27 protein-coding genes and 1 pseudogene are annotated in these 25,353 nt (G+C 69.6%); 9 read left to right on the top strand and 19 right to left on the bottom strand.

The features are described from left to right. Positions 1 to 318: 318 nt before the first annotated feature. The 8 genes from Pma05_RS05545 to Pma05_RS05580 form a co-directional block, all read right to left on the bottom strand. Complete coding sequence (locus Pma05_RS05545; protein ID WP_203856206.1) at positions 319 to 951, bottom strand: hypothetical protein; 633 nt, start codon at positions 949 to 951, stop codon at positions 319 to 321. Next, entirely contained in the window at positions 952 to 1,632 is a 681-nt protein-coding gene (locus Pma05_RS05550; protein WP_203856207.1) for an HIT family protein, read from the bottom strand. A 9-nt stretch (positions 1,633 to 1,641) separates the two neighbouring features. Continuing rightward, on the bottom strand, positions 1,642 to 1,956 hold the full coding sequence (locus Pma05_RS05555) for a nucleoside triphosphate pyrophosphohydrolase (RefSeq protein ID WP_203856208.1): 315 nt from the start codon (positions 1,954 to 1,956) through the stop codon (positions 1,642 to 1,644). A gap of 126 nt (positions 1,957 to 2,082) precedes the next feature. Continuing rightward, a complete protein-coding gene (locus tag Pma05_RS05560) occupies positions 2,083 to 2,265 on the bottom strand; it encodes a hypothetical protein (RefSeq protein WP_203856209.1) in 183 nt (60 codons plus the stop codon). Positions 2,266 to 2,740: 475 nt separating this feature from the next. Continuing rightward, entirely contained in the window at positions 2,741 to 3,094 is a 354-nt protein-coding gene (locus Pma05_RS05565) for a hypothetical protein (protein WP_203856210.1), read from the bottom strand. Further along, on the bottom strand, positions 3,091 to 3,906 hold the full coding sequence (locus Pma05_RS05570; protein ID WP_203856211.1) for a hypothetical protein: 816 nt from the start codon (positions 3,904 to 3,906) through the stop codon (positions 3,091 to 3,093). Before Pma05_RS05570 ends, Pma05_RS05565 begins: the two co-directional genes overlap by 4 nt. Before the next feature lie 51 nt (positions 3,907 to 3,957). Next, positions 3,958 to 4,386, bottom strand: coding sequence for a hypothetical protein (locus tag Pma05_RS05575; protein WP_203856212.1), 429 nt, complete (start codon positions 4,384 to 4,386; stop codon positions 3,958 to 3,960). Continuing rightward, positions 4,383 to 4,640 (bottom strand): hypothetical protein, encoded by a 258-nt coding sequence (locus Pma05_RS05580; RefSeq protein ID WP_203856213.1) that lies wholly within the window; start codon positions 4,638 to 4,640, stop codon positions 4,383 to 4,385. The genes Pma05_RS05575 and Pma05_RS05580 overlap by 4 nt, the downstream gene beginning before the upstream one ends. 128 nt (positions 4,641 to 4,768) lie before the next feature. Between Pma05_RS05580 and Pma05_RS05585 the strand changes: the two are divergent. Further along, a pseudogene (locus Pma05_RS05585) lies at positions 4,769 to 6,020 on the top strand (ISL3 family transposase). An 18-nt stretch (positions 6,021 to 6,038) separates the two neighbouring features. On the opposite strand, the gene Pma05_RS05590 reads toward Pma05_RS05585, so the two are convergent. From Pma05_RS05590 to Pma05_RS05640, 11 genes are all read right to left on the bottom strand, one after another. Continuing rightward, the gene (locus tag Pma05_RS05590; protein ID WP_203856214.1) at positions 6,039 to 6,389 is read right to left on the bottom strand and encodes a hypothetical protein; all 351 of its coding nucleotides are present in this window, start codon (positions 6,387 to 6,389) and stop codon (positions 6,039 to 6,041) included. Positions 6,390 to 6,592: 203 nt separating this feature from the next. Beyond that, positions 6,593 to 7,036, bottom strand: coding sequence for a hypothetical protein (locus Pma05_RS05595; protein ID WP_203856215.1), 444 nt, complete (start codon positions 7,034 to 7,036; stop codon positions 6,593 to 6,595). Next, complete coding sequence (locus tag Pma05_RS05600; protein WP_203856216.1) at positions 7,033 to 7,665, bottom strand: hypothetical protein; 633 nt, start codon at positions 7,663 to 7,665, stop codon at positions 7,033 to 7,035. Before Pma05_RS05600 ends, Pma05_RS05595 begins: the two co-directional genes overlap by 4 nt. Before the next feature lie 73 nt (positions 7,666 to 7,738). Next, positions 7,739 to 8,983, bottom strand: a complete 1,245-nt coding sequence (locus Pma05_RS05605) for a hypothetical protein (RefSeq protein WP_203856217.1) — start codon at positions 8,981 to 8,983, stop codon at positions 7,739 to 7,741. A 199-nt stretch (positions 8,984 to 9,182) separates the two neighbouring features. Continuing rightward, positions 9,183 to 9,620 (bottom strand): hypothetical protein, encoded by a 438-nt coding sequence (locus tag Pma05_RS05610; RefSeq protein ID WP_203856218.1) that lies wholly within the window; start codon positions 9,618 to 9,620, stop codon positions 9,183 to 9,185. Positions 9,621 to 9,789: 169 nt separating this feature from the next. Further along, positions 9,790 to 11,097 carry a DUF4192 domain-containing protein gene (locus tag Pma05_RS05615; RefSeq protein ID WP_239311729.1) on the bottom strand — a complete coding sequence of 436 codons (1,308 nt, stop codon included), beginning with the start codon at positions 11,095 to 11,097 and terminating at the stop codon, positions 9,790 to 9,792. Between the two features lie 143 nt (positions 11,098 to 11,240). Then, positions 11,241 to 12,215, bottom strand: a complete 975-nt coding sequence (locus Pma05_RS05620; RefSeq protein ID WP_203856219.1) for a DUF932 domain-containing protein — start codon at positions 12,213 to 12,215, stop codon at positions 11,241 to 11,243. A 117-nt stretch (positions 12,216 to 12,332) separates the two neighbouring features. Then, positions 12,333 to 13,514: a hypothetical protein gene (locus tag Pma05_RS05625; protein WP_203856220.1), complete on the bottom strand. Its 1,182-nt coding sequence runs from the start codon at positions 13,512 to 13,514 to the stop codon at positions 12,333 to 12,335. Further along, complete coding sequence (locus Pma05_RS05630) at positions 13,511 to 13,981, bottom strand: hypothetical protein (protein WP_203856221.1); 471 nt, start codon at positions 13,979 to 13,981, stop codon at positions 13,511 to 13,513. Before Pma05_RS05630 ends, Pma05_RS05625 begins: the two co-directional genes overlap by 4 nt. Before the next feature lie 363 nt (positions 13,982 to 14,344). Beyond that, positions 14,345 to 15,235 (bottom strand): TRM11 family SAM-dependent methyltransferase, encoded by an 891-nt coding sequence (locus Pma05_RS05635; RefSeq protein ID WP_203856222.1) that lies wholly within the window; start codon positions 15,233 to 15,235, stop codon positions 14,345 to 14,347. Then, positions 15,228 to 15,812: a hypothetical protein gene (locus Pma05_RS05640; RefSeq protein WP_239311731.1), complete on the bottom strand. Its 585-nt coding sequence runs from the start codon at positions 15,810 to 15,812 to the stop codon at positions 15,228 to 15,230. The genes Pma05_RS05635 and Pma05_RS05640 overlap by 8 nt, the downstream gene beginning before the upstream one ends. Positions 15,813 to 16,052: 240 nt before the next feature. Between Pma05_RS05640 and Pma05_RS05645 the strand changes: the two genes are divergently transcribed. The 8 genes from Pma05_RS05645 to Pma05_RS05680 form a co-directional block, all read left to right on the top strand. Beyond that, a complete protein-coding gene (locus Pma05_RS05645; protein WP_203856223.1) occupies positions 16,053 to 16,790 on the top strand; it encodes an RNA polymerase sigma factor in 738 nt (245 codons plus the stop codon). 227 nt (positions 16,791 to 17,017) lie between these two features. Continuing rightward, a complete protein-coding gene (locus tag Pma05_RS05650; protein WP_239311733.1) occupies positions 17,018 to 17,752 on the top strand; it encodes a hypothetical protein in 735 nt (244 codons plus the stop codon). A gap of 701 nt (positions 17,753 to 18,453) precedes the next feature. Further along, on the top strand, positions 18,454 to 18,759 hold the full coding sequence (locus Pma05_RS05655) for a pilin (RefSeq protein ID WP_239311735.1): 306 nt from the start codon (positions 18,454 to 18,456) through the stop codon (positions 18,757 to 18,759). Between the two features lie 8 nt (positions 18,760 to 18,767). Then, a complete protein-coding gene (locus tag Pma05_RS05660) occupies positions 18,768 to 19,673 on the top strand; it encodes a conjugal transfer protein TrbL family protein (protein WP_203856225.1) in 906 nt (301 codons plus the stop codon). Positions 19,674 to 19,700: 27 nt separating this feature from the next. Further along, positions 19,701 to 20,588, top strand: coding sequence for a PrgI family protein (locus Pma05_RS05665; RefSeq protein WP_239311737.1), 888 nt, complete (start codon positions 19,701 to 19,703; stop codon positions 20,586 to 20,588). Next, positions 20,585 to 22,363: a VirB4 family type IV secretion system protein gene (locus Pma05_RS05670; RefSeq protein WP_203856226.1), complete on the top strand. Its 1,779-nt coding sequence runs from the start codon at positions 20,585 to 20,587 to the stop codon at positions 22,361 to 22,363. Before Pma05_RS05665 ends, Pma05_RS05670 begins: the two co-directional genes overlap by 4 nt. Then, a complete protein-coding gene (locus tag Pma05_RS05675; RefSeq protein ID WP_203856227.1) occupies positions 22,363 to 24,885 on the top strand; it encodes a type IV secretory system conjugative DNA transfer family protein in 2,523 nt (840 codons plus the stop codon). The genes Pma05_RS05670 and Pma05_RS05675 overlap by 1 nt, the downstream gene beginning before the upstream one ends. A gap of 246 nt (positions 24,886 to 25,131) precedes the next feature. Beyond that, positions 25,132 to 25,353, top strand: a 222-nt coding sequence (locus Pma05_RS05680) for a replication-relaxation family protein (protein WP_203856228.1), incomplete at its 3' end; no start/stop codon positions are given.

Raw genomic sequence — 25,353 nt, forward strand, 5'->3', positions numbered from 1 at the left:
CGGCTGGCTACGTGAGGTTGAACGGCACAACGCCATCGCAAAACGCATAGCAGGGCTGCTGGACGAACTTGCTCCTTGAACCAAATCACGTCCCCTACCTCTCCACATTGGCGCACCCGACTCCGCGCCGGTGTTGCTGCGAAGCCTCGGGACGCTGCAACAGCGGGGGCGAGCGGGCGGCCCACGTCAGCTACTCACGATGAGTAATCGGTGGACGTGGGCTGGCGCCCGAAATGCAGTAAATGAGTAGACCCTCATCGAATCTTGGGCTCCCCTCATGAATAGGAGCCGTCCAGCCTTCAGGCGATCGGGTCGCAGTTACCGCAGTCTGCGAGCATTCGGGTGAGGAACGCGTTGCCTCATGTATGGCGAACGCATGAATACATAGACGTCAAAGGAGCTGAAGAGCGCTGCGGCTACGAGCGCGATATAGTTGACCGCCGCGGGGCGCAAAGCCGTCATACAGTAGATGATGCTGCCGATCAGGCCGATGAAGATGTACCCAAAACCCAGCTCGACAAGCGATTTCCAGGCTATATCGCGCCGGCGTAGGGGTAGCGCCCAGCTAAGATGATATGTGCGTAATGCGTGCTCAAAATCAGCGAAGTCACCGCGCCCGTCGGCCAGCGCAGTAAGAAGAGTCCGCTGAATCAAGCTCCACCTTGCAACGTTGATGTAGCCCTTGGCCGCCCTTGTTGTAAAGTGCGTCCCTAGTACGATTAGGGCTAAAAGTCCGAGCAGCGAGAAGAAGTCAGGGAAGTTCGACCGGCCAAGAATAAACAGGGCTCCGGTCGTGATAATGGTGAGGCCCCAGGTGGTGGCGTTCTGCAACTCGGCAAGCGAGCCGGCCTTTTCTGCGGCTAGAGACTCTAAATAGCTGTTCGCAAAACTGGGGGCGAATGGATTTGGATCGCGGCGAGAATTCCTGCGCCGAATAAATCTCTCGAGCATTCAATCAGCAACCTTGCTGTCGGTTGAAAGCACATGCGCAGTAGTCAACATGTTTTCCCTGCCCGGGAACACCGCCCAGTCCCACAGGTCGGGCTGGCCCTCCAACTCCAAGAGTAGGCGTCGCATGTACTGGGAAGGTAGCCGATCACGCGGAAAATAGGCTCTCATATCCTTGCCCTGCTCAACTAGCACATATGGCCTGCCAGCGGCGATGGAGGGCAGTTCAGCCAGATCGCGTACTCGCGCATATGGCATTCGGTCATCCATGCCGGACATGACGTCTACCGCCGATGGCACCAAATGGATATGCGCATGGTCAATGCAGCCGCCCGCCATGTTTGTACTTGTCCCGCCATGCTCGAACAAGACGGCGTCCCCGAAGTGCTCGTTTAGCATATTGAGCGACAAGCGCCGCCAGCCGTCGGCGTGTGAGGAATGCGATTGGGGTAACTGAGCAAAGCACGAAGCGTGCACCTTCGGAATGAGTAAGAGATACCCTGGACGGAAAGCGCCGATGCCGATAATCAGCGCGAACTCCGAATCCTCGGCCACGGTTCTGCTGACTAGCTCATCACGGGAGAACATGCGCCGAAAATCGCTCGCCTCCACGTCGGAAAGTTCTACGCAGAACGGACAATCAGACACGATGCCTTCCGGCCGGGGAGCTATCGAGTCAGTCATCGTCGCCTATTATCCTTCCCGCAGTAGAACAAAACCTTGATCGAACACTCCCCTCGATCGGGCCTTCTGTACTCGCATTTCTTCGAACGATTCACGCGAGCAGCCAAGCCGGTCAACTAAGGCGAATACGACTTCAATTATGTCGGCCAGCTCAGCAACGTCCTGTGACTCCAGGAACTCATCGACCTCTTCGAGCAGCTTGGCGCGTAGAAGCGTCATCATTTCCGAAGGTTCGGCCCTGCGAAAATCGCAGCTTCCGTCGGAAAAATCAACGATGGCCGGGATCTTGTCTCGGACAAGTTTTTCTGGCAAGACGGCCTCCATCTGGGCGGAGAGTTATGACTGTACTACGCAGTGGCACGCTCCCGCGCCGCAGCGCCATCGGTGTTGCAGACGTCCGGGCTCGACCTGTCATCGGCAGATCCGGTGCGCCGCCGGGCCGGGCGAGCGTCACTTTGTGTAGTCGATGATTTCTGCATGCGGGCGCGGTTCGCGCCCGAAGGCGTGGCAACCGGCAAGGTCTGGACCGCCAACGTCCTTACCTTTCGCCACGTCATCGAAGGCCGCACCGCCGCCGGAGCTGAAGAGAAGATCCGCCTCCTGTTTGGCAAGATCGGTGAGTTGATGGGTCAAGGAAGCGCCGGCCCTATTCGGCGACTACACCGTCCAGGACGGCGCATGGACCCCGGGCTGGCGGAAGGTCTGACGCAGGCCAAGCGCGTCGACCAGAAGGCCAGCTGCGTGTCAACGCCGCCGTCGCGACGGTCTCGACTACGCTCAACTCGCATACGTGCCTAGACCGATCCCAGCGTGGTCACCAGTCGGACTCTGCGGCCAAGTTGTCGAGATAAAGTCGACGTGGCCCGGCGGATCGGTGTACATCCGACGGCGGAACCCACCGAGTCCGCCGACGAACGCGACGCGGAAGTCCTGCCGTTGTCCGCACAGCCCGCACAGCCGATCCCGGACACACTCGAGAACCCGCCGTTGATGACCGCGAAGTTGACGCTGCCGTCGTTCTGCTCGCTGACGTACGGGATAGGCAACCCTCGACGCGGGTCGACGGGCCGGGCGGCAAGCCGCGCCGGGATCGCCGGCCGCTGCCCGCTCATCGGTTCCCTCCCGGCTGGGCCGGCTCGACGCGCCGCCACCCGTTGCTTTCGCACGCCCACATCTGGCCGTGCACGGTGACCGTGTCCCCGACGGACAGGCTCCGCAGCGGGTGGTCTACCTGTTCGGCGAGGGCGAGCTGGATGGCCCTGGCCGGTCCGGCGGGTGCCTGGCCCGGATAGTTGGACGCGACGAACGCCGCCTCAGCCCAGTCCTCTGCGCTGTGCTGCGACCCGTCGCCTTTCAGCGCGATGGTGACGGTCACTTGCCGCGCGCCGACCCGGTAGCCGTCGGAGAAGCTGATGTAGTCAGCGGCGCGGTCGGACTGGGTGAACCCCAAGACGATGATCACAGGACCACCTCGCCGGAGGCCACTGTCCACGGCCAGAGGTAGACACCGAGGGCGTACTGTCCGGCGGGGTCCGGGTGGACCCGGTCGATTTCGACCTTGCGGGTTTCGCGGCCGTCGTCGACCTCCCAGCAGATGACGGCGATGTCGCCGTGCCACGTGACGAGCGGGTGTTCACCGGGCATGTCGCCGACGCGGACGGTGTCCAGGATGTCGGCGATCTGTTCGACGGTGGCGCGGTCGAAGGTGGGCAGAACCCCGCCGAAGACGGTGTAGCCGTCCGCGACCAGGGCCGGCAGCTCGATATCGACCACCTCGCGACAGGTGACCGTGGCCGGTACCCAGGTCGCGTCCGGGGGTGCGATGTCGTCGCGGTGGTTGACGACGTGGAAGCCGTCGCTGGTGTGCGCGGCGCTCGGGTCGAGGACGAACCAGTGTCCGCCGGCCTTGGCGCCCCGGCGTAGGACCTCGATGAGCGGCTTGCGCCGACGGTCGCGGGAGCGGCGGTCGAGCCGCAGGAACCCGGCGGCACCGTCGGGTTGGCCGGGCGTGCCACGGGTTCCGGTCGGGGTGTGCAGCCAGGCGCGGGCCGGCACCCGGCGCGGGCTGCCGTCCTTGTCGTACCAGATGGGTACGCCGTTGCTGCCGAGCCAGTCGTCGTCGGGCTCGGCTTCCCAGATCAGCGCCGGATGGGTGGCCGAGCCGGCGAGTGCCTGCGCGCGGGTGAGCCGCCGTTCCGGGGCGGCCAGCGCGTGCTCCGCCAGGGGTAGTACGTCGTCCAGGTGCCACCACAGGCGGGTGGGCCGGTTGGTCATGGTGAAACTCCTCAGTGGATCGTGGGTGTGCCGGTTGCCTTGTGGCAGCGGCTATCCGCGTACGGCGATCGGGCGCACGCGGAGGATCTGGTGGGGCAGCAGCAGGGCCGCCGAGAGGTTGGTGATCGGGTCGGTGATGACGGTGTAGTCGCGTGCCCAGACGGCGTGCCACGGCTCGGCGGGCTGGCCGGCGCGGCGGCGGGCGTTGTCGCCGAGGACGATGCCGATGCCGGCGAACAGGTAGGTGTGGCCGCTGGCGCGGTAGTGGTCCATCCGCCCGGCTGTAGGGCACGCGGTGATCGAGTAGCCGACGCACTCGGGGTGCATGGCGGCTTCGGCCGCGAGCTGCCGGTCCAGATCGCGGTCACGCATGGCGAGCACGAACCGGGCGGTGATCCACGGCGCGACGAGTCCGGCGTACAGCGGCCGGTGCCGCAGCCGTAGCCGTACCGGTATTGGTGGAACGGCGGAGGCGTTCACGGCTGCTCGACCCGTTTCCAGGTCAGGCAACCTCCGTCGCCGAGGGCGTAGAGGCCGTCGTCGTCGGGCTGGTGCCGGGTGCGCCGCATCTTCGCGCGGTTGCCGCGCGACACGGTGAGCAGGTCGCCGGTGAAGGTGACGCTGAGGCGTTGCCCGCTCTGCCTATCCAGGTCGGCGCTGATGCGTTCGGCGGTGGTGCGGGTGAAGCGGGGCGGCGCATCCGGGTGGGCGGTGTTGGCCAGGGCGGGGTACACCTTGGGGCCTATTTCGGGCTCTACTGACGTTGTCGTGGGTGGTTTGAGCGTGCCGTAGCAGCGCACGCCGTTGCCCGGCCTACGGTTCCGGTTGTCGAGATCGGAATCGGGGCATATCGGGAAACGGCGTGCGTAATGCAAGGATATGGCAGCGGCTGCTGAGGCTGCCACAGGTGGTCATCGAATCGCTGACTGTCGAGGACGATGACGGCGGCGACGTGTTGGTCGTCGGGGTACGGGCCCGCAAGGGCGCGGCCCGCCGCTGCGGACGGTGCGGTGTGCGGGCACCCTGGTACGACCGCGGCGCGGGAGTGCGCCGCTGGCGGCATCTGGACTTCGGTGTCGTGCGGGTGGTCATCGAGGCCGCCGCACCGCGTGTCGGTTGTCCGGTCCACGGTCCGACCGTGGTGGCCGTGCCGTGGGCGCGGCATGGCTCCCGGTTCACCGCCGCGTTCGAGGACACCTGCGCGTGGCTTGCCGCCCACACCGCCGCGTCCACGGTCGGCGAACTGCTCCGTGTGTCGTGGCGGGCGGTGACCGGCATCGCCGCCCGAGTCGTCACCGAGGCGTGTGGCACGACTGATCGGCTCGACGGCTTGCGACGCATCGGCATCGACGAGGTGGCCTACCGCAAGGGCCAGCGGTACCTGACCGTCGTGGTCGATCACGACACCGGCCGTCTCGTGTGGGCCCGCGCGGGGCGGGACAAAGCCACCGTGGCCGCGTTCTTCGACGACCTCGGTCCCGAGCGAGCCGCCCAGTTGACCCACGTCTCCGCCGACGCGGCGGAGTGGATCAACAGCGTGGTCGCGCAGCGGGCACCGCAAGCGGTGCGCTGCCTGGACCCGTACCACCTCGTCGCGTGGGCCACGAACGCCCTGGACAAGGTCCGCCGCCAGGTGTGGAACACCGCCCGCGGGGCAAAGGCCGCCGCAACGCGACCTCCCGCATGCTCAAAGGCGCCCGCTGGGCGCTGTGGCGAAACCCGAGCAACTGACCGACACGCAGAAGCAGACCCTGGCGGCGATCCAGGCCACGAACAAGCCGCTGTACCGCGCCTACCTACTCAAGGAGCAACTCCGCGAGATCGTCGCGGTCAAAGGCGAAGACGGCAAACTGCTCCTCGCCGCATGGCTGCGTTGGGCGGCCCGTAGCCGGCTGCCACCATTCGTCAAGCTCGCCGCCACGATCCGCACCCACCTGGCCGCGATCCACAACATGCTCGACTGCGGACTGTCCAACGCCCGGATCGAGGCGAACAACACCCACCTACGGCTATTGACCCGCCAAGGCTACGGCTACCACTCCGCCGACGCCCTGATCACCATGGCCATGCTCCGCCGAGGCGGCCTATGCCCACCCCTCCCCGGACGATCATGAATCCGACCCACGACAACGTCAGGAGACCCCTATTTCGTGCCCGTGGACGCAGACCGGCGTCCAGCGTTTGTGGGCTCCGGTCGGCAGGCTGGTGTAGCCGACGTGGTGCGCGTGGGCGGAGAACGCGGTGATGCTCTGCCAGGCCAGGTCGCGGGTGGCAGCCAGCAACCGGACCGACTCGTCGAGGTCGCTGTTGCTGGTGAGCTGCGCGGCGAGGATCTCGTCGGTGTGGTCCAAGGCGGTGACGAACCCGGCCGCGTGGGCGGCGGCGAGCAGCGCGCTGGTGGACACATACAGCGGGAAGTCGGATCGGTTGGTGTGCAGGGTCAGGCCGTACCAGTCCCGGACCCATCCTTCGATGGTGGTCAACGGTGGTCCTTTCCGTCCGGATGTTTAAGGTGGGTGCGGGCGGGCGGCCCGCCACCGGGGCCGGTGGCGGGCCGCCCGTCCGGGATAGGGGTGTGCCGGGTGGCGGGGTTAGTGCCGGTTGCGGTGGCGGTGTTGTTCGGCGGCGGCCAGATCCGGGTGGGTGCGCCGCAGCGTGGACCATGCCTGGTCCAGCAGCCGGCTGGTCATCGGGCTCGCCGGGTTGGGCAGCGCTCGTCCATGCCGGCGTCGACGGTGAATGGCCCGGCGGCCAGCCGCCACTTGCCGTCGAGCCAGCCGGTCGGCACTTCGTGACCGGCGAGCATTCGGGTGGCCGGGCGGCGGCAGCCGGGGTGGGGGCAGTCGTCCGGGATGGCCGGAACGCCGCAGGGCCGGTACGTCTGGTACCAGTGCGCGCCCGTTGCCGCTGAGCGCCGTTGCGGGCGGTCGAGCGCGAGGCCGACGTCGATGGTGCCGCCGTCGGTCCACAGCGCCACGGACTTGCGGCACCAGCCGCAGGAGGTGCCGTGCCAGACGAACCGCACCTCGGCGATGACGGCGGTGTGCCCGGTGGTGGTTAGCACCGGCTTCGGTGCGGTGGCCACCCACGGGTTGAGGCCGCCGATGAGCTGTGGGCCGTCGGCGGTCACTGCGGGTCCTCGTCGTCGCCGGCCGCGTCGCGGGCGAGGTCGAGGAGCTGACCCGCCCAGGTGGTGAGTTTCTCGACACGGGCCAGCTCGGCGCCGAAGAGGCGGGCCGCGGTGGCGAACCCGACGGGTGTGGGCCGGATGTTGATGAAGCCGGGCTCCGACGGGTCGTCGGGGTCGGGCTGCTGGGCGGCGGCCTCGGCGGTCTGGATGGCTTCCCGCCACCGCAGCTCGGTGAGCATCAGGCAGTGCCGTAGGAACTCCAGGTCGTTGACGGTGAAGACGACCGCGATACCTTCGCCGGTCGCGACTCCGAGTCGGGCGAGCTGGATGGTGAGGTCGGTAATCCGCTGCCGGTACTCGGCGATGAGACCGGCGACGGCCTCGGTGGCGACCAGCCCGTCGAGGTCGGCGGGCAGGCTGCGGACGGGGACGTTGTGCCGGCGTACGCCGAGGTCGATGGTGTGGCCGCCGAGGGTGCCGACGACGCTGAACGTGACGGACACATTGCCCGGGGCGGCCGGAGCGTTCGTGGCGAAGTCTTCCGATTCGTACTCGACGTGGATGGTCAGCGCGAGGTCGCCGGTGGGGACGGGCAGTGGCACGGTGCCGATTGGTTTGGTCTTGCGCATGGGGGTTTCGTTCTCCAGACGTGCGAAAGGCCCACCCGAGATCGGGCGGGCCGGGCGGTGGGGTTCGACGGGGTCAGTCGCGGTCGGGATCAAGCCGGTGGTCGGCGTGCTCGCCGAGGTACACGGTGGTCAGCGGGACGGTGCCGATCTGTGGCAGCTCGTCGGCCAGGACGCTCAGTTGCAGCCGGACTGCCTGTTCGGCGAGCTGGGTGCAGTGAGCGGCGCGCAGGCAGACCAGGTAGCTGTGATGCCAGGTCACCCGGAAGCTGCGCTCACCGTCGGCGACGATTTCCGGGTCGCGGTGCGTGGAGCTGACGGTGATGGGCAGCCCGAACTGTGGGCAGGTGGCGGACGCGTCGCGCAGGATTCGGTAGGCGGCGACGCGGGCGGTTTGCGGGTTGTCGGCGGTCACGGTGAGCCGGATCGCCGTGGTGATCTCGTACTGGTGCGAGTGCGGCAGCCCGGGGAGCCCGAGGTCGCGCAGCAGGTCGTCGATCAGGCCGTACGGGGCGTGCCGGCCCGGTTGGGCGTCGAGGTCGCCGGTGACGAGCGCGTCGATGAGCGCGGCCCGCAGTTGCCCGGCCAGGTGGTGCCGTGCCTGCATGGCCAGGTACCTGGCGGTGCGCGCCTCGGTGAGCTGCCCAACGCCAAAGAACGGCGGCAACGGGTGTGGCTGGAACGGAGCGTCCGCGTCGACGTCCAGCTCGACCGGGGTGTGCTCGTCGGGTTCGACCTGCACCCTGGCCGCGTTGTCGAGGTCGGCGGTGACGCCGGCCAGTCCGGCGAGTTCGTCGAGCAGCCGGGTGACCGCTGTCGTGCGCGCCTGGTCACCGGTGTCGGCGCGTACCGTGGCGGTGATGACCGGTTGGCTCCACAGGTCGTAGGGCCGGCGGCCGGCGGTCTCGCGTGGGCCGGTGGCCCTCGCCCGCGGTGGCTGGTCGAAGGCGAGGGTGGCGGCCGGGCCGAGGGCCTGGCGCACCGCCACGTGCAGCTCGTCGCGGAACGTCTGCACTGCCTGGTCTGGGCTGGTGGCGCTGGCACGTCGGGTGATGGCCGGGGCGAGCTGGACCGCCCACATGCGCGGCAGCGGCGGCAGACCCGCACGCTGCAAGATCTGGCGCGCCACGCCCAGCGGCACGAGGTTCGCGCGTACCAGCGGGATCAATCGGCGGCGAACCTCGACGCCCAACGCGTGGGTCAGGCGCCGCCACGCGGCGACCTCCTGCCACACGACGGCCGTCGCGGTCACGGTCGCACCGGCGGGCGGCTCGGGACGTGCCTGGCGTGGCGCCGGGGTGTCCGGCGTAGTGGATGTCATGACTTCCTCCTGGTGTGATGCCGACAAGGGACAGCGGGGCGAGGCCGTGATGGCTCGCCCCGCTGGTCGGCGATGGCTTGGATGGATGGCTGAAGGGGTCTAACTCGTCGGCCTGCCGAAGGTGGTGTGAGCGGCCCGGACCGCGCACCGGTGCCGCGCGGTGGGGTCGGCTGCGTCCGGCAACGGCGGCTGCCGGTCGCTATGCCTGCTCACGGCGACGGGCGCGATCCTCGACCTCTTCGATGACCTTGTCCCGGCGGGCTGCGGGGAGGTCGGCGAGGATCTCGACGTACTGCTGTTCCTGGTCGCTGAGCGGCTCGACGAACGCCGCCTTGTAGGCCAGCCGCGCCGCCTCGTGTTCGGCCTCGATCGGCCGGCTGCCGTCGTAGCCGTAGGCGATCTCACGCAGTTGCTCGGCTGCCCGGACCGGGTCGCGGGACAGGGTGATGTCGTAGACGCGGAAGTTCGCCGGGATGTCCGCCGCTTTCAGCGCGGCGAGCAGGCACAGGTCGGCCTGGACGTGGTGGGCGAACGTGTCCGTACGGACGGGGGTCTCGCCACGGGCGCGCACGGCGGCGCGGTCGGCGTGCCAGCGCAGCCGAGTCTCTTTGGCGCGCTGAGCGAGGGCGAGCAGCATGCTGCGGACGGGGTCCACTGTGGTTCCTCCTGCTTTGAAGGGGTACCCCTGCCACGGGATGGCCAAGGGGCAAGGGGTTGGTGAAGAACGGCGAGCGGCGGGCGTCCGGCGATGGCCGGGATCGGGCGCCGTGCTCACGCGGCGCAGGCCGCTGGAGTGCGCTTCGCTTTCAGTCGCCGCTGATCGCCTGCTCGATCACAGACGGTGGAAGCCCGGCTCGGACCGCCGACAGCAGCAGGTCGGCGAGGCTGTACGTGGGATCGGCCTGAAGGGCGCGCTCGGCGGCCATGGCCGCGAGGCCGCCGTCACCGCAGCGCCACGCGGTGACGGCGAGCAGCGTCGCCGGTGCCGGTACCAGTGGCGGTTCGGCGCGGCGGGTGACCTCGGCCCAGAACGTGACGTGCCGGTCGTGCCGCTGGCTGAGTTCCATGGCCAGGTCCCGCACCGAGGTGTCCGCGAGGAGCAGGGTGAGCCAGGCCATCTCGTCGTCGGACAGGTATTCGCCGCCGTCGTGCTTGCGCAGCGCGTCGCGGACCGCTGCCGCGCCGGCCTCGTGCACGGCGTCGTCGCCGGCCTCGACCAGCGTTTCCAGGCGGTTGACCGCCGCGTCGGTGGCGTGGCGCATGCGCTCGCGGGCGTCGCCCTCGACCGGCGCGAACCGCGCTGCGATGGCTGCCCGGTCCGGCAGCGCGACTATCCCGGCGGCGGTGGCCTGGACCGCGATCAGGGACGTGGTCGGGTCGAACGGGGTTCCCTGCGGCGGGCAGCAGGCCGGGTCGTCGCAGGTGAGGCTGAACCACCGTCCGGCGGTGACTCGCAGCAGGTCCCGGACCAGCATGCCGGCGGCGGTGCACGCCTGCGCGACGGTGCGTAGGGCCGGGTCGACCCGTCCGGCGTCGCCGTAGCCGACGATGGCGGTGATGGGCTGCTGCTGCGCCACGATCGGGGTCAGGCAGGCGGCGAGTTCGCGCACCTCGCTGGCGGGGGCGTCGGGGTCGGGCAGGTCGACGCGGGCGACGAACACGATCCGGCCGCTGCCGACCACGACGACCACGAGACTGCCGTCATCGGGGTGGTGGCCGACGAGGTATGGCACCGCCGCCACCAGATCGGCCGGGGATCGCACCGCCAGCTTGGTGTTGGGGAACGCCTTCGTGGCGATCGACGCGTCGACCTCCCGGCACAGCTCGGCGATGGCTTCCTGGTACTCGGGGTCGGTGTGGTACTTGCCGTTGCCCTGGCGGCGGTCGAACTCGGCGACGTTCTGCGGGCGGTGCCAGTCGACGCGGGGGTCGCCGTCGCCTTTGTCCGGGGCGAACCACAGGTGCCCGTCCGGGCCTCGGAAGTAGGCCATGCCGGAGGCCACGACGAACACCGACGGGATCGGGTAGCTGTCACTGAACGCGAAGGTGGCGTAGTCGAACCCGGCACGCACGCCATAGGTGGTCGCCATTGTGGCGATGTTGTTGTCGCTCATGGTGAGTCTCCAATGGGTGTCCTGGGAGGAAGCCAGCGGGGACGGGCCGTCGCGGACCGTCCCCGCTGGGTGGTTGGGAGGTGGTCGATGACCGGTCGGCCGCGCCGGAGCCGGTCGACCAGTCAGGGCCTGGACTGGTGGGTTCAGGCGGCGAGCACCAGGTCGAAGGCCCGCTTCTTGGTGGCGGTCACCGTGCCGTCGGTGAGGACCTTGTTGGCGCGGTGGTGGTCGCTCTTGGCCGGCTGCCTGTGGTCGAGCCACTCTGTGATGGCCTGGTAGCCGGCCCACGCGGTGCCGCGGATGTTCTCCTGGGTGGGGGCGTCCTCGAACAGGTGCTTGAGGTCCCGATCGCGGGCCATCTTGCGCAGGAACGCGGTCTCCTTGTCGTCCTGGTCAAGGGGCCACAGTTCGTCGGCGATGCGCTGGAGCTGGTCCCATTCAAGCTGCTTTTCGATCATCTTCTCGGCTTCGGCCTGGAACTGGTCCAGGTACACCGGCACCAGCTTCAGCGCGTCGCGGACCTCGGTCAGCTTGCCTTCGATGTCGCCGGAGTGGCGCAGGGCGTACTCGCCGACGTTGTTGGCGAACGCGGCGGCCTGGGTGTTCGCGCACACGATCCGGACCGGGGTGACCAGCACCCGGGCCAGGCGGGAGCCGTCGTGGGAGGTGCACATGGCCAGGTACAGGTCCATGGCGTCGATGCCGGCGACCATCATCGAATCCGGCAGCTTCATCGTCACGAACACCTCGCGCCCGCCGCGCAGGCTGCCGGCGGTCTCGAAGTGGGCGCCGGTTTCATCGACGATGAAGTTGAGCAGGTCGCAGGCTTGCTCGTTCTGCACGACCTGATAGGACTTGCCGACCATGCCGAGGACTTCCCGCTTGCCGGTCTTCGGGTGGATGCGGGTGGTGGCCCACCGGTTGGGCACGGCCGCGCCGGACGGGACGGCCTGCACGGTTTCCTTGCGCACGTCCCAGCCGCCGAGGAAGGCGACGTCCATCACCTGCGCGGCGGTGAGGCAGTCGGTGGTGGTGGTGCCGAGCCGGTGCCAGGCGTCTTTGCGGGCGGTGAAGAACGCGGCGGTTCCGTCTGCGAAGGTTTCGATCTCGTGAGCCACGGAAGGCTCCTTCCTGTGTGGAAACGAAGACAGGCGCCACCCGGGATTGGGTGGCGCCTGCGTGGTGCCGTGATGTGGGGATTGCCGGTCGCCGCTGCCGGCGGCCGACAGGTTGGTTCAGTCGGTGTCGGGGTCGAGATGCTCATCGATGCCGTAGCCGACATGGGCGACGGTGACGTCCACCAGGTCGTGCTCGGTTCCGGCCAGTGTTCTGGCCAGGTCCGCGCGGACGAGGGCTTCGCCTGCCGCGGTCGCGTCGGTGGGCTCGGTGTGGCCGCGCAGTCCCAGCTCGTACTCGTGCCGCCAGCCGATGAGCCAGCGGCCGTCGTCGCGGACTGTGCTGCCGGTGAGCCAGCCGCTGGCTTTCCACGCCCCCGCGTTCGAGGGCCTGGCCGCAGTCGGCCGCATGGTCTTCCGCACGGCGAGGTACGCCTCGTGGCTGGTGGCCGTATGCACCCGCAGGCGCAGATCGGCGGTCACCGTGACGTGGTGCGCGCGGGGCAGGCCGGCGAGCCCGAGGCCGTGCAGGAATTCCTCGACGCGTTCGGCGGTCTCCTCGTACAGGCCACCGATCTCGTCGTCGGCCAGCGCGCGGATCGCCCGGCGGCGGATCTTGCGGCGCAGCTCGGCGAGCGCCTCGGTCGCCGCAGCGTGGGCGGCGGTCACGGCGGTCAGGTCGTCCCCGACATCCGGTACCGGCACGGTCGCCGGTCGCGGGTCAGGCTCGGCGGGGTGGATCAGGTCGTCGGGTGCGTCGTAGACCTCCCACGCCAACCCGGTCAGGGTGATGTCCGCGTCGGCCAGCTCGGGCAGCCGGGCGTTCACCAGCGCCGCCGCGCCGTCGATCGCGGCGGCCTGCGACGTGGCGGTGATCGGTGTGCGGAGAACGACCTCGACGGTGATCCGGTACGGGTGCGCCTCGGGGTAGTCGTCGCCGTCCGGTATCGGCGCCACCTCAATCACCCGCGTCGGCCACCCGTCCACCGTGGGCAACGGCCGGAACAGTTCGTCCGGCACGTGATGCCGCGCTTCGTCGCGGGCTTCGTCGTCGTCGGCGTGTATTCGCGTGTACGACAGCTGTCCGACGGCGGACATCGTCAGCTCGCCGGGCGGCGGCTCCAAACCCCAGCCGGTGAGGGCGTCCGCGCAGCCGTTGCGGCAGATCCATCTCTGCTCCCACGCGGCGATGAGCGCGCGGCGGGCTTCGGCGGCGAGCTGGTCGCGGTGTTCGATCGCGGCGATCGTCTCCTCGCGCAGCGCCCGAACCCGAGCCTGCACGTTGCTGGTGCTGGCGGTCATCGCCGCACCGCCGATGCGGTGGCCAGGTGGGCTTCCTTGACCAGGCCGGCGGACTCCTCCAGCCGGCAACTGGCCGCGGCGACGGCCTTGGTCAGCTCAGCGCGGTGATTCGCTGGCAGGGCCGAAAGGTCGGCTCCGGTGGCGGTGTCGACCTGGTAGGCCAGCCGGCCGCTGAGCTGCGCGAGGTAGGCCAGCAGCAGGTTCACGCCGGTGAGTAGCCGGGCGAACTGGTCGGTGTCGGCCACGGCGTGCCGGCCGCCGTGCGGGATGGCGTCGGACAGGTGCTCGGCCATGCGCAGCATGACCTCGACCGCCGTGGCGGTGTGCGCGGGGCTGATGCCGGCGTCGGCACCGAACAGCTCGTCCAGCGTCGCCATCAGCTCGCTCGCCTGCGGCAGGCGCGGGGCGTCGGGGACGCCGTCGAAGAAGTCGGCGTGGGTGATCAGGTACCAGGCGTTTTTGAGCATGGTGGCCCCTTCCAATGGGCACGACGAGGAGGACAGCCACCAGTGGTGGCCGCCCTCGCGGAACAGGGATGTGCCGGGTCGCCACGCGCGCCCGTTCGGGCGCGCGAGATCGACACGGTGTGGGAGATGGGTGCTGGACGGCTGTCAGCCCGAGCATCGGCGGCCGACCCCCGGCGGGGTGGGCATGGTGCCGGCGTCCGGCGGCTGTCAGGTCAGCACGAGGGGTGTTGCGAAAGGTGTGCACCGAGGCTAACTCGACGACCTGTCAGCCCAGACCAGCCCACGTCCGGCGGTCCTGACCGGAGCTGACAGCACCGTTCACGGGACCTGACACCGCAGGTCACCGCAGAGCCGGGCCAGGTGTCATTCGCCGGCGCCGGCCGGGCTCGGCGGTGCGGCGGAGCCGCCCCGCGGCCGGCGCAGCACGTACACGTCCTCATGAGCCACGAGCGCGACCGGGATGCCGTCGGCCCTCGCCTTGCGCGCGGCCAGGAGCCCGAACATGTTCGCCCGGTGGATGAGCTGCCCGTCGCGGACGGCGGCGAGCATGGCCACGCACCGCTCCACCGGCTCCAACCCCACCGACAGCGCCACGGCGAACAGCTCGCCGGGCAGGTCGATCAGGTCGTCCGGGGTACGGCGGACCGGGCGGCAGGTGAACACGAAGGTGCCGCCGGGCCGCAGCATCGTCATGCAGCCGGCCACGATCTGCCGCCACCCGTCCAGCAGCCGCTCCCAGCCGAGGTAGGCCAGGTTGCCGGCGCCCCGGTCGCCGTAGACGTGGTCGCGTTTGTGGACCCGCTCACCCGGGTTGGTGCGGACCAGGCCGTGGGTGCGCCGCCCGTACGGCGGTGAGGTGACCACGAGGGACACCTTGCCGTGCGAGCTGGCCGGCAGCAGCGCGGCCACGTCGCGGGCATCGCCGCAGGCGACCTGCCCCCACGCGGTGAACCCGTGTGCGGCGGCCAGGGCGAGGTTCGCCTGCGCGAGGGCGGTGAACTTCGGCTCGATGTCCACCCCGATGCCGTCGCGGCCCAACCGGACCGCCTCGACCATCGTCGTGCCCGACCCGCACATCGGGTCCATGACGAGGTCGCCGGGGGCGGTGTACGCCTTGATGGCGTGTGCCGCCAGGTCCGGCAGCATCTTCGCCGGATGCTTCGAGGTTTCCTCCACGTACCGGCCGCGCCGCTGGTCGCGGGCCGGTCGCTGGCAGGTCAGCCAGACCGAGGTGACCGGCAACAGCTCAGCCATCGGCGGACCCCCGCAACGCGTCCAGCGAGCTGCGAAAGATCAGCACGTCGCTGTGCACGGACAGGTGGGTGCCGTCGAGCTGCCCGCGCGGTGCGGTCAGGTCGTGCGCGGCCACGATGTGCTGCAGGTAGGTCAGCCCCGCCGCGCGGGCGGCAGCGATGAGGACCTGGTTGACGGTCAGCTCGGCGGCGCGCAGCACCACCGCGACGCAGCCGCCGACCATCACCCGCTGCGCGCAGTCGGCCAGGAACGGTACCGGCTCGGTGTCGCCGAGCGGCCACCCGGTGACGATCAGCGCCGCCCGGCGAATGCCTGCGCTCAGATCCTCGGGGATGTGCCGTGCGTGGTGCCGCTGTGCCGCCCGGACCGCGCGGGCCAGTTGCTCGCCGCTGGTCAGGTCGAGGACCAACCAGCGCCGCCGGGTGAAGTTGCGCACGAGGCGGTCGGCGAGCGTGACGGACATGGTGTCGCCCGCCTGCGGGGCGGGCGCCTGCCAGACGGTGATCGGCACCGGCGGCTCGCCGGGGATGATGTCGCCGACGGCTTCCGGTGCGGGATGACGAGTGGGTTCGGTCATGGGCGTTGGCCCCCGGACCGGGCGGGCGTACTGACACTGCACAGACGCGAGCTGACAGGCGAAACGAACTGCACGCCGAGCTGACAGCACCTGTCCGGGCCGGACCTGACAGGCCGCGAACCTGACCCGACCTAACCCGACCTGACAGAACCTAACAGCGGGCTGTGGTGACAGGTCCCGGTGGCGCAATGAGGTTCTTCGCCCCACACCCGGTGGGGCAGTCCTGCTTCAGGAGCCGCTATGCGCCGCACCGCCCTGACCGTCGCCGAGGACGCCTTCCGGCTGCTGGTCTGCGAACCAGCACCTCTCGCCTTCGACGGCCGCCCGATCGCCGGCCTCCCCGACCGGCACATCCCCCTGGACGAGCTGCGCACGATGCTGCGGGCACGAACGATGAGCCCCGACACGTCCGACGCCATCTGGCGTCAACTCGCCCACCAGGCCCGGCACTGGGGTCCGGCGTGGACCGTCGGTGCCGTCGGCGCCGCCCTGCCCGGCCTGACCCACCTCGCCGCTCGCCTGTCCAAAGGCTTCACGAAACTGGCCGACGACATCGACTCCGAACTGCTCGCCGCGTTCCTGCACGCGCTGCGCACCGACGACCTTCAGGCGCCGAGGGTGTGGCTGCGGCTGTGCTGGGCGGCGTGGCGGGCCGGGGTCAAAGTCCGACGCAGCGACGACCTGCTCGAGTTGCCGCCGGACGTGCCGGTCGGTTCCCGCACCCCGTACCGGCCCTACGGCCACCCGGACCTGGTCCTCGGCCGTGCCGTCGCCGCCGGCATCATCACCGAGGCCCAGGCCGAACTGATCGCCGCCACCCGGCTCGGCGACGTGCTGATCGAACAGATCGCCGCCGAGTGCGGTCAGCCCGGCTCCGCGATCCGGATGCGACGCAAGCGCGCCGAGCGCAAGCTCATCGCGGCGCTGCAACGCGGCGATCTTGCCGTACCGCGCCGGATCGCGACCGCCACCGCCTGACTCGCCACCGTTCGCGGCCCGAGCGATCCCCAGTCAAAACCGTGTCCGGCGGCCCCGTATGCGAGCATTGTCTCATCGGCGTTCCGCGATGGACGGATCTGATGGGAGCTGGTCGGATGGGCAATCGCAAACGAGGCTCACGCCGCCATCGCCGGGAGCCGATCCGGCGCCCGATCCCACCGGCGCGACCACCGGCTTTGAGGACGACGCCCCCGGACGCCTGGTTGATGCCGACGTACGAGCACAGCCCCATGTTCGCGCTCTTGGTCGAGGCACCGGTCGAGCTGACGCCGCTATACGCCGTGTTGGCCGGACTGCATCAAGCCATGAGCGGCAAACCCGTGGGCACCTGCGTGATCAGTTGCCACCAGATCAGTGGGGCACTACATCACCTCGGCTTCGAAGCCGAGCCCATCGCCGCGTGCGCCACGCTGTACCGGACCACCGGAACATTTACCGAAGTATCCGAGGTCGGCGTGTGGAAGCGCCCGCCCATCCTCCGGCTGGATGGCACCACGACTGGACACATGGTCGTCTGGACGCCCTCGTTCGCCCAGCTCATCGACCCGACGCTCGTCCAGGACCCGACGCTGTACGCGCTCGCCGCGAGAGACCCCGTCTACTCCATCCCGGTGTCCGTCGAGGTCTCGACAGATCGTGTCGAGGTGCTACGGACACGTCCGGTCGTGGCCTTGGACGAGCGGCTACACGCCTCGTGGCTTCTACTTCCGGAGTGGACCGAGGTCATGAACACGGTCCTTGACGGACCGGAAGGCACCGCGGCGACGCTCGGCGGGTTGGTGCTAGCCGCGGACGCGCTCGTCGCCCTACGGCACCTCGGACACGAGCGCGACCTGACCCAGCTCTCTGAACTCTATCCCCAGCTCGGAGCGCTCCTCGCCGGTCGGCGGCAGCTCCCGCCATTGCCGGCACAGGTGCCGCCTGAGCTTCTGCACGACTGATCGCGAGCTCGTGCTGCCGGGGCAGTCCTGCACCGCGGGCAACTGGCGGTCTGCGGTGATCTGGAACGCGCGGGCCGGCGGCGCGTACCTGCTCGGCCGGGATCTCCGCATTGCCCTCGAGCCCGTTCCAAGAGCCGAAGTAGATGTACGGCGGTGGGTGGCGCCAGGATTGGTGCCCGGCTGACGAACCCCTCCTTCGCCGCTGCCCAGGTGGACGTGGTTGAGGACATCGACCCGGCCGCGCAGCTTCACCTGCACGTTCGGCTTTTCCCCGACACATCCAACGCGAGTGACGCAGCGGCGTCCGTACCCGCCGCCTCGGCCACGATGCGGTCCAGTTCGATGTCCAGCCTCCGAATCGGTGGTCTCGACATACCGACGGGCTGACAGGCGTCTGCCGCGTCCAGGCGGATCCGCCGGTCCAGGAGCGCTGACCAGCGCGGTTAGGTGCTGTCAGGTTCGGTCAGGTGGGCGGCGAGTTCGTGCGGGCTGACAGCGGATGTCTGGGCGGGTGCATGCCGCTGATGGCGTGCCCGCCTCGGTGGGGACGCAGTATCCCTCTGGCGGTTGGCCGGATTCCCGGTGCGGCGTACTGACCACCAACCTTCGCACACCACGTAGGGAGGAGCGCCCCCACCGGTCAGCACCCGCACGGGGTTTCCCATCGAGGCGGTCCCACGAGTCCCTTGTGGAGACCGCCCATGCACGCGTACACCCTCGTCTCCGTCGCCGGAGACATGCTCGCCGCAGCGCCCGCACCGGATGTCCTGGCGGCGAAGACCATCCCCGAGGTCATCGACGGCCTCAAGTTGTGGATCATGGGGATTCTGGCGGCCGTCGCCACGCTTTTCCTCGTGATCGGTGGCCTGCGGTACATGACCGCCGGAGGTGACCCGGCCCAGGCGGAACAGGCCAAGGGCAACTTCAAGGCGGCCCTGGCCGGCTACGCCCTGGCCGTACTCGCACCCGTGATCCTGCAAGTCTTGCAGGGCATCGTCGGCGGCTGAAGGCCGCCATGACCGATTGGCTGTACAACGGCCTGATCGAGTGGCTCGCCGAGCGTGTCCAGGGCATGCTCGGCGGGCTGGTCTCGCTGCTGACCGCCACCTTCTTCACCAGCCCGGACGTCACCTACTTCCCGCAGGTACAACTGCTGGTGAGCAGGTCGATGGTGGTCGTCAACGCCGCCTTCGTGTTGGCGATCATCGCCGCCGGGGCCATCGCGATGACGCACGGCACCTTTCAGATCCGCTACCAGGCCAAAGAGCTGTTGCCGCGGCTGGTGTTCGGGTTCGTCGCGTCGAACTTCGGCGTCGAGCTGTGCCGGATGTGCATTGAGGCGGCCAACGCCCTGACGGTGGCGATGGTCGGCGAGACCGCGTCGGGTCCGCAGGTCATCGAGTTCGTCAAGGCACGCATCGTCGGGGCGTTGACCAGCCCGTCGTCCGCCGTCCTCGCGGTGGTGATCGGGCTGATCATCGTCGTGCTGTTCTACATGCTGCTGGTCGGCTGGTTCGCCAGGATCGCGACGCTGATCGTGCTCGCCGGGATCGCCCCGATCGCCCTCGCGTGCTACGCCCTGCCGCATACGCAGGCCGTCGCCGGGCTGTGGTGGCGCTCGCTGCTGGGGTGCCTTTCCACACCGCTGCTGCAAGCCATCTTCTTCACCACCGGCGTGAACCTGCTGCTCGACCCCGAGCACAACGTGCCGATCCTGCTCGGCCTGCCCGGCGGCGCGAGCACCGACGTGTTCAACCTGTTCATCGCCGCCTGCCTGCTCATGGTGACCGTGCGCATCCCGAAGCTGGTCGGCCGCTACGTCACCCGCTCCGGCCAGGCGTCCACCGCCGGAGTCGTACTGCGCGCCGTGATCATCCAGTCGATCACCCGCCGCATGCGCATCCCCGGACGCCGCCCCTGACATCCCTTGCTGACAAGGAGTTCCGCCATGGACGACGACATCCCTCGGGCCGCCGTGCCCGCAGACATCGGCACCCCCGACAAGATCGCCTGGGGTTTGACCTTCCGGCAACTGGCCATCATCGGCAGCGTCGCCGGTGCCAGCTGGCTGCTGTACACCAACTTCGGGCCGCTGCTGCCCCCGATGGCATGGGTGATCGCCGCGATCCCGGTCGCCGGGGTCACCGTGTTCGTGGCGCTCGGCCGCCGCGACGGCCTGCCCCTCGACGTGTGGCTGCGGCACGGGTTCGCGCTGCGGCGGGTGCCGAAGCTGCAAACCCCGGGCCGTGTGCGTGCCGGGCATCCACTGCTCGACACGGCGGCGCCGCCGAAGGTGCCGGCACCGCTGCGCACCGCCGCGACCAGCATCGCAGCCGACGGCACGCTCACCGTGGACGGCACCGCCCGGTCGGTGATCGCCTGCGGCACCACCAACGTGGTGCTGCGCACCGGCAAGGAACAGGGCGCCCTGCTGGCCGGCTTCGGCGCCTGGCTCAACGCGTTGAACGGCCCGGCGCAGATCGTGGTCTCCGCCCAGCGGCACGACCTGACCCCGTACGCGCAAGCCGTCGTGGACAACACCGCCCGGCTGCCGAACGAGGCGCTGCGGGCGGCGGCCGACGACTACGCGGCGTTCCTGCTCGACCTCGACCAGACCCGTCAGCCGCTGCGCCGCCAGGTCCTCGCCGTGGTCCCGGCAGGCCCGACCCGGGAGGCGACCGTCCGCGCGTTCGGCGCCCTCGGCGTGTCCGCCGACCCGCTCGACGGCGGCGCGGTCGCCGCCGCGCTCGCCAGCGCGGTCGACCCCTACCAGCCGCCGGTGCCCGGCCCTCGGGCTGTGCCCGGCATCCCGATCACCACCCGGAGGACGCCATGAGCCTGTTCACCCGCAAGCGATCCACCACCACCGTGAAGGCTCCGGCCGACCTGGCGCCGGCGCCAGCGGCGTTGGAGGTCACCTCGACCCATGTGCGGGTCGGAGACGACTACTCCGCCACCTACGCGGTGTGCGGCTACCCGGCCGAGGTCGGCCCGGCCTGGCTGGTCCCGCTGCTGTCCTACCCGGGCCGGGTCACCGTCGCCGTGCACGCCGAGCCGATCCCGGCGCCAATCGCCGCGCCGATGCTGACCAAACAACGCGCCCGCCTCGAATCGACCCGCCGCATCGACGCCGAGCGTGGCAAGCTGTCCGACCCGACCGTGGAGGCCGCCGCCACCGACGCCGCCGACCTGGCCGAGCGGGTCGCCCGGGGCGCGTCGAAGCTGCACCACGGCGCGGTCTACGTCACCGTGCACGGCCGCACCCTGGACGAGATGCACGACACGGCGGCCGGCGTGCGGTCGGCTGCCGCGTCGATGTTGCTGGATCTGCAACCGGTCACCTTCCGCCACCATCTCGGCTACACCAGCACCCTGCCTTTGGGCGTTGACGGGCTGGGGATGCGACGAATCTTCGACACCGAGTCGTTGGCCGCAGCGTTCCCGTTCGCCTCCGGCGACCTCGCCGCCCCCGCCCCCGGCAAGCACACCTCCGCCGAGGCGGTGCTGTACGGGGTGAACACCACCTCCCACGGGGTGGTGATGTGGAACCGGTGGGCGCAGGACAACCACAACAGCGTGGTGCTCGCCCGCTCGGGGGCCGGCAAGTCGTATTTCATCAAGCTGGAAGTGCTGCGGTCGTTGTACCAGCAGGTCGAGGTCGCGGTGATCGACCCGGAGGACGAGTACACGCCCCTCGCGGAGCATGTCGGTGGCACCGTCATCCAGCTCGGCGCCCCCGGGGTCCGGCTGAACCCGCTCGACCTGCACGCCGACCCCACGGAGCTGACCGCGTTCCGGGACCACCAGATGGCCGTGCACACGATCATCCAGGTGATGCTCGGCTCGTCCGGGAGGGAGGCTGCGTTCAACGACCGGGAGAAGGCCGCGCTGGACCGGGCGATCGTGGCCACCTACGACAAGTACGGCATCACCCACGACCCGGCGACCTGGTGCAGGCCGGCGCCGCTGCTACGGGACCTGGCCGCCACCCTGGCCTACGACGGCGACCCGGCCGCGCAGCAGATGGCGGTCCGGCTCGCCCCGTGGGTGTCCGGCACGTTCTCCGACCTGTTCGACGGGCCGACCAGCACCCGCCCGGAAGGCCGGCTGGTGGTCTGGTCGTTGCGGCATCTGCCGGACGAGCTGCGCACCATCGGCACCCTGCTGACCCTCAACCACATCTGGAGCCGCATCGAAACCACCGCCGCCACCAACCAGCGGATCAAACGTCTCGTCGTCGTCGATGAAGCGTGGTTGTTGATGCGTGACGGCGAGGGCGCCCGGTTCCTGGCCAAGATGGCGAAAAAGGCCCGCAAGCGCAACGCCGGCCTGACCGTGGCCACTCAGGACGCCTCCGACGTCCTCGGCACGGACCTCGGCCTGACCGTCGTGTCCAACGCGGCGACGCAGATCCTCATGCGCCAGTCCACGCAGGCGATCGACGCGGTCACCGACGCGTTCGGGCTGACCGGTGGGGAGGCGCGGCTGCTGCTGTCCGCAGGCAGGGGCGAGGGCCTTTTGGTCGCGGGACGGTCCAGAGTGCCGTTTCGGTCCCAAGCCTCCGGCAAAGAGCACCAATTGGCCGTCACGGGAATCGGCGGTGACCAGTGATGAGCGGGCTGTCCTGGGAATCGTGGACCTCGTGGGTGACGGACCGGCCGTGGCTCGCCGTCGTCGCGGCGCTCGGCCTCGTCGCGTACGTGTTCGGCCGGGACCAGCTCCTCGCGTGGCGGCACCGCCGCCTCGTTGATGGCGCCCGGTGGGTGACGATCGCCGCGCCACCCGAGGTCGATGAGCACTCCGCTGCCGCGCTGTGGTCCACCATGACCGGGGTGCTCACCCCGTCGGTGTGGCGGCGTCGGGTGTTCGGCACCCCGCACGTGGCGTGGGAGTACACCTGGACCGGCCGTACCCTGACGATCCGGCTGTGGGTGCCCGGCACGATACCGCCCGGTGCGGTGGAAAGCGCGGTGCGCGGGGCGTGGCCCGCCTGCGCCGTCGCGGTCGACGAGACCGCCGGGCCACCGATCCCGGCAGCCGTGGCAGAGCAGGCCGGTGGGGCGTTGTGGCCGCAGGAGACCGACGTGCTGCCGCTGCGCACCGAGCACGAGGCCGACCCGTTGCGGGCGCTGCTGTCCGCCGGGGCCGGGGTCCGCCATCGGGAGCACGCCTGCGTGCAGATCCTGGCCCGGCCCGCCTCGGCACGGCGGGTCCGCCGCGCCCGCCGCACGGCCGTGAAACCCGCCGGCACCCCCGGCGGCGACGTGGCAAACAAGGCGGTCAACAGCATGGCCCGCCTCGCGATCGAGCCGATCCTGTGGCTCCTCGAAGTGTTCCTGCCCGGCCCGACCCGCCGGCCCACCTCGCCGCGTACGTACGCCTCACGGGCTGAAGTGCGGGATCCGGTGGCCGATGCGCACCAGCACGCGGTGGTGGACAAGGCGGTGCGGGTCCCGCACTTCGAGATCGCCATCCGCCACGCCGTCGCCATCGACGACGACAGTACGAACGACCGAAGCGGGAAGGAGGCCAAGGCCGAGAAGGAGGACAAGCGGACCCGGGAAGCAAAGCGGCGGGACGACGAGCGGCGCCGGCAGATGCGGGCGCGGCTGGCCGGGCTCGGGCACACGTTCGCGTCAGCGGCGGCCACCTACACCCGCCCAAACCGGCTACGACGGATGAAGATGGGAGAACCGGTCAGCGTGCTCGCCTCCCGGCGGCTGCTGCGCGGCTTCCTCGCAACGGTGGAAGAGCTCGCGGTCCTCGCGGCCCTGCCGCAGGACCTCGCCGTGCCCGGCCTCGACAGGGCGCGGGCGAAGGCGATGCCGTCGCCCGCGGCGATCCCGTCGGGAGGGCGCGAGGTGAAGGTGCTCGGCCGCTCGCAGATCGGTGGGCACTCGGTCGGGCTGAACGTGGTCGACGCCCGCCAACACGTCCATCTGATCGGCAAGACCGGGGTCGGCAAGTCCACGCTGCTGCTCAACATGATCCTGTCCGACGTGCACGCCCGCCGGGGGGCGGTGGTCATCGACCCACGCGGCGACCTCGTCCTGGACATCCTGGACCGGTTACCCGCCTCGTACGCGGACCGGATCGCGATCATCGACCCGGAGCAGGACAACCCGGCCTGCTTCAACCCCCTCGATGACGGCGGAGACGCGCACCTGGCGGTGGACAACCTCGTCGGCGTCTTCTCCAAGATTTTCCAGCGGCACTGGGGGCCGCGCATCGACGACACGTTGCGGGTCTCCTGCCTGACCCTGATGCGTCATGCCAGCCCGACGCTGTCGCTGGTGCCTCCGCTGCTCAACGACCGGCAGTTCCGTGGCCGGTTCGTCTACGACCTGTCCGACCCGGAGGGCCTGGGCGGGTTCTGGGCCTGGTACGACTCCATGAACGAGGGCCAACGCGCCCAGGTCATCGGCCCCGTCCTCGCCCGGCTGCGGGCGTTCCTGCTGCGCGACTTCGTCAAGAACGTCATCGGCACCGCGCACACCTCGTTCCAGATGTCGCGCATCCTCGACGGTGGGTTGCTGCTGTGCCGGCTGCCCAAGGGGGTGCTCGGTGAGGAGACCGCCCGGATCCTCGGCTCGCTGATAGTGGCCCGGGTCTGGCAGGCCGCCATCGCCCGCGCCGGGCAGCCGGAGGACGAACGCCACGACGCCACCCTATATATCGATGAATGTCAAAACTTTCTGAATTTGCCGGGTTCGGTGGACGACATGCTCGCCGAGGCCCGGGGGTTCCGGTTGGGACTGGTGCTCGCACACCAGAACCTGGCCCAGTTGCCGAAGGAGACCGCCGACGCGGTCTCCGCGAACGCCCGATCGAAGATCTTCTTCAACGTCGACCCGAACGACGCCCGGGAGCTTTCCAAGCACACCAGGCCGGAGCTGGACGACCACGACCTCGCGCATTTGGACGTGTACACCGCCTCCGCCCGGCTGCTGGTGAGCAATCGGGAGCTGCCGGCGTTCACGTTCACCACCAACCCGCCGGTGGAGCCCGTCGGTGAGGCCACCGCGATCCGGCAAAGGGTTACCGCGGCGCACGCCCGGCCAACCGAGGAGACCGCCATGCAGCAGGTCGCCCGCAAGGCGCTGCATCGGCGCACCAACCCACGACAGTCCTGAACCAAAGCCGCTGACCGCAGCGCGAGGACCGCCAGCGTGTGTCTGGTGGTCCTCGTTTGGCTGCTCGGCAGGGTTCTCGGCCGGTCGCTCGTTTAGGGGCGTTTGCGAAACGAGCCCCGCAACGAGCCCAAAGCTGGGCGGCTGTCAGGCCGTCCACCAGCGGACCAGTCAACCGATCCGCAAGATCCACCTGTCCAGACTCCCGTACCGGGAGTATCTCTCTACCCTCGTGAGGGGCGACTGCCTATGGCTCCATCCGCATCGGCCACGCATCCGCTGGCCCTCTACCACCGCCTGACCCCCCGTGACCGGGATCTGCTCGCCCTGCTGGACGAGCACTCGGTCCTGACCACCGATCAGGTCCACCGCCTGCACTACCGGGCGCTGCGCACCTGTCAGATCCGGCTGCGTGAGCTGCACCAGCTCGGGCTGCTGGACCGGTTCCGGTTCGCCCGCCTCTACGGCGGG

It is taken from the genome of Plantactinospora mayteni (assembly GCF_016862935.1).
Lineage (GTDB): Bacteria > Actinomycetota > Actinomycetes > Mycobacteriales > Micromonosporaceae > Plantactinospora > Plantactinospora mayteni.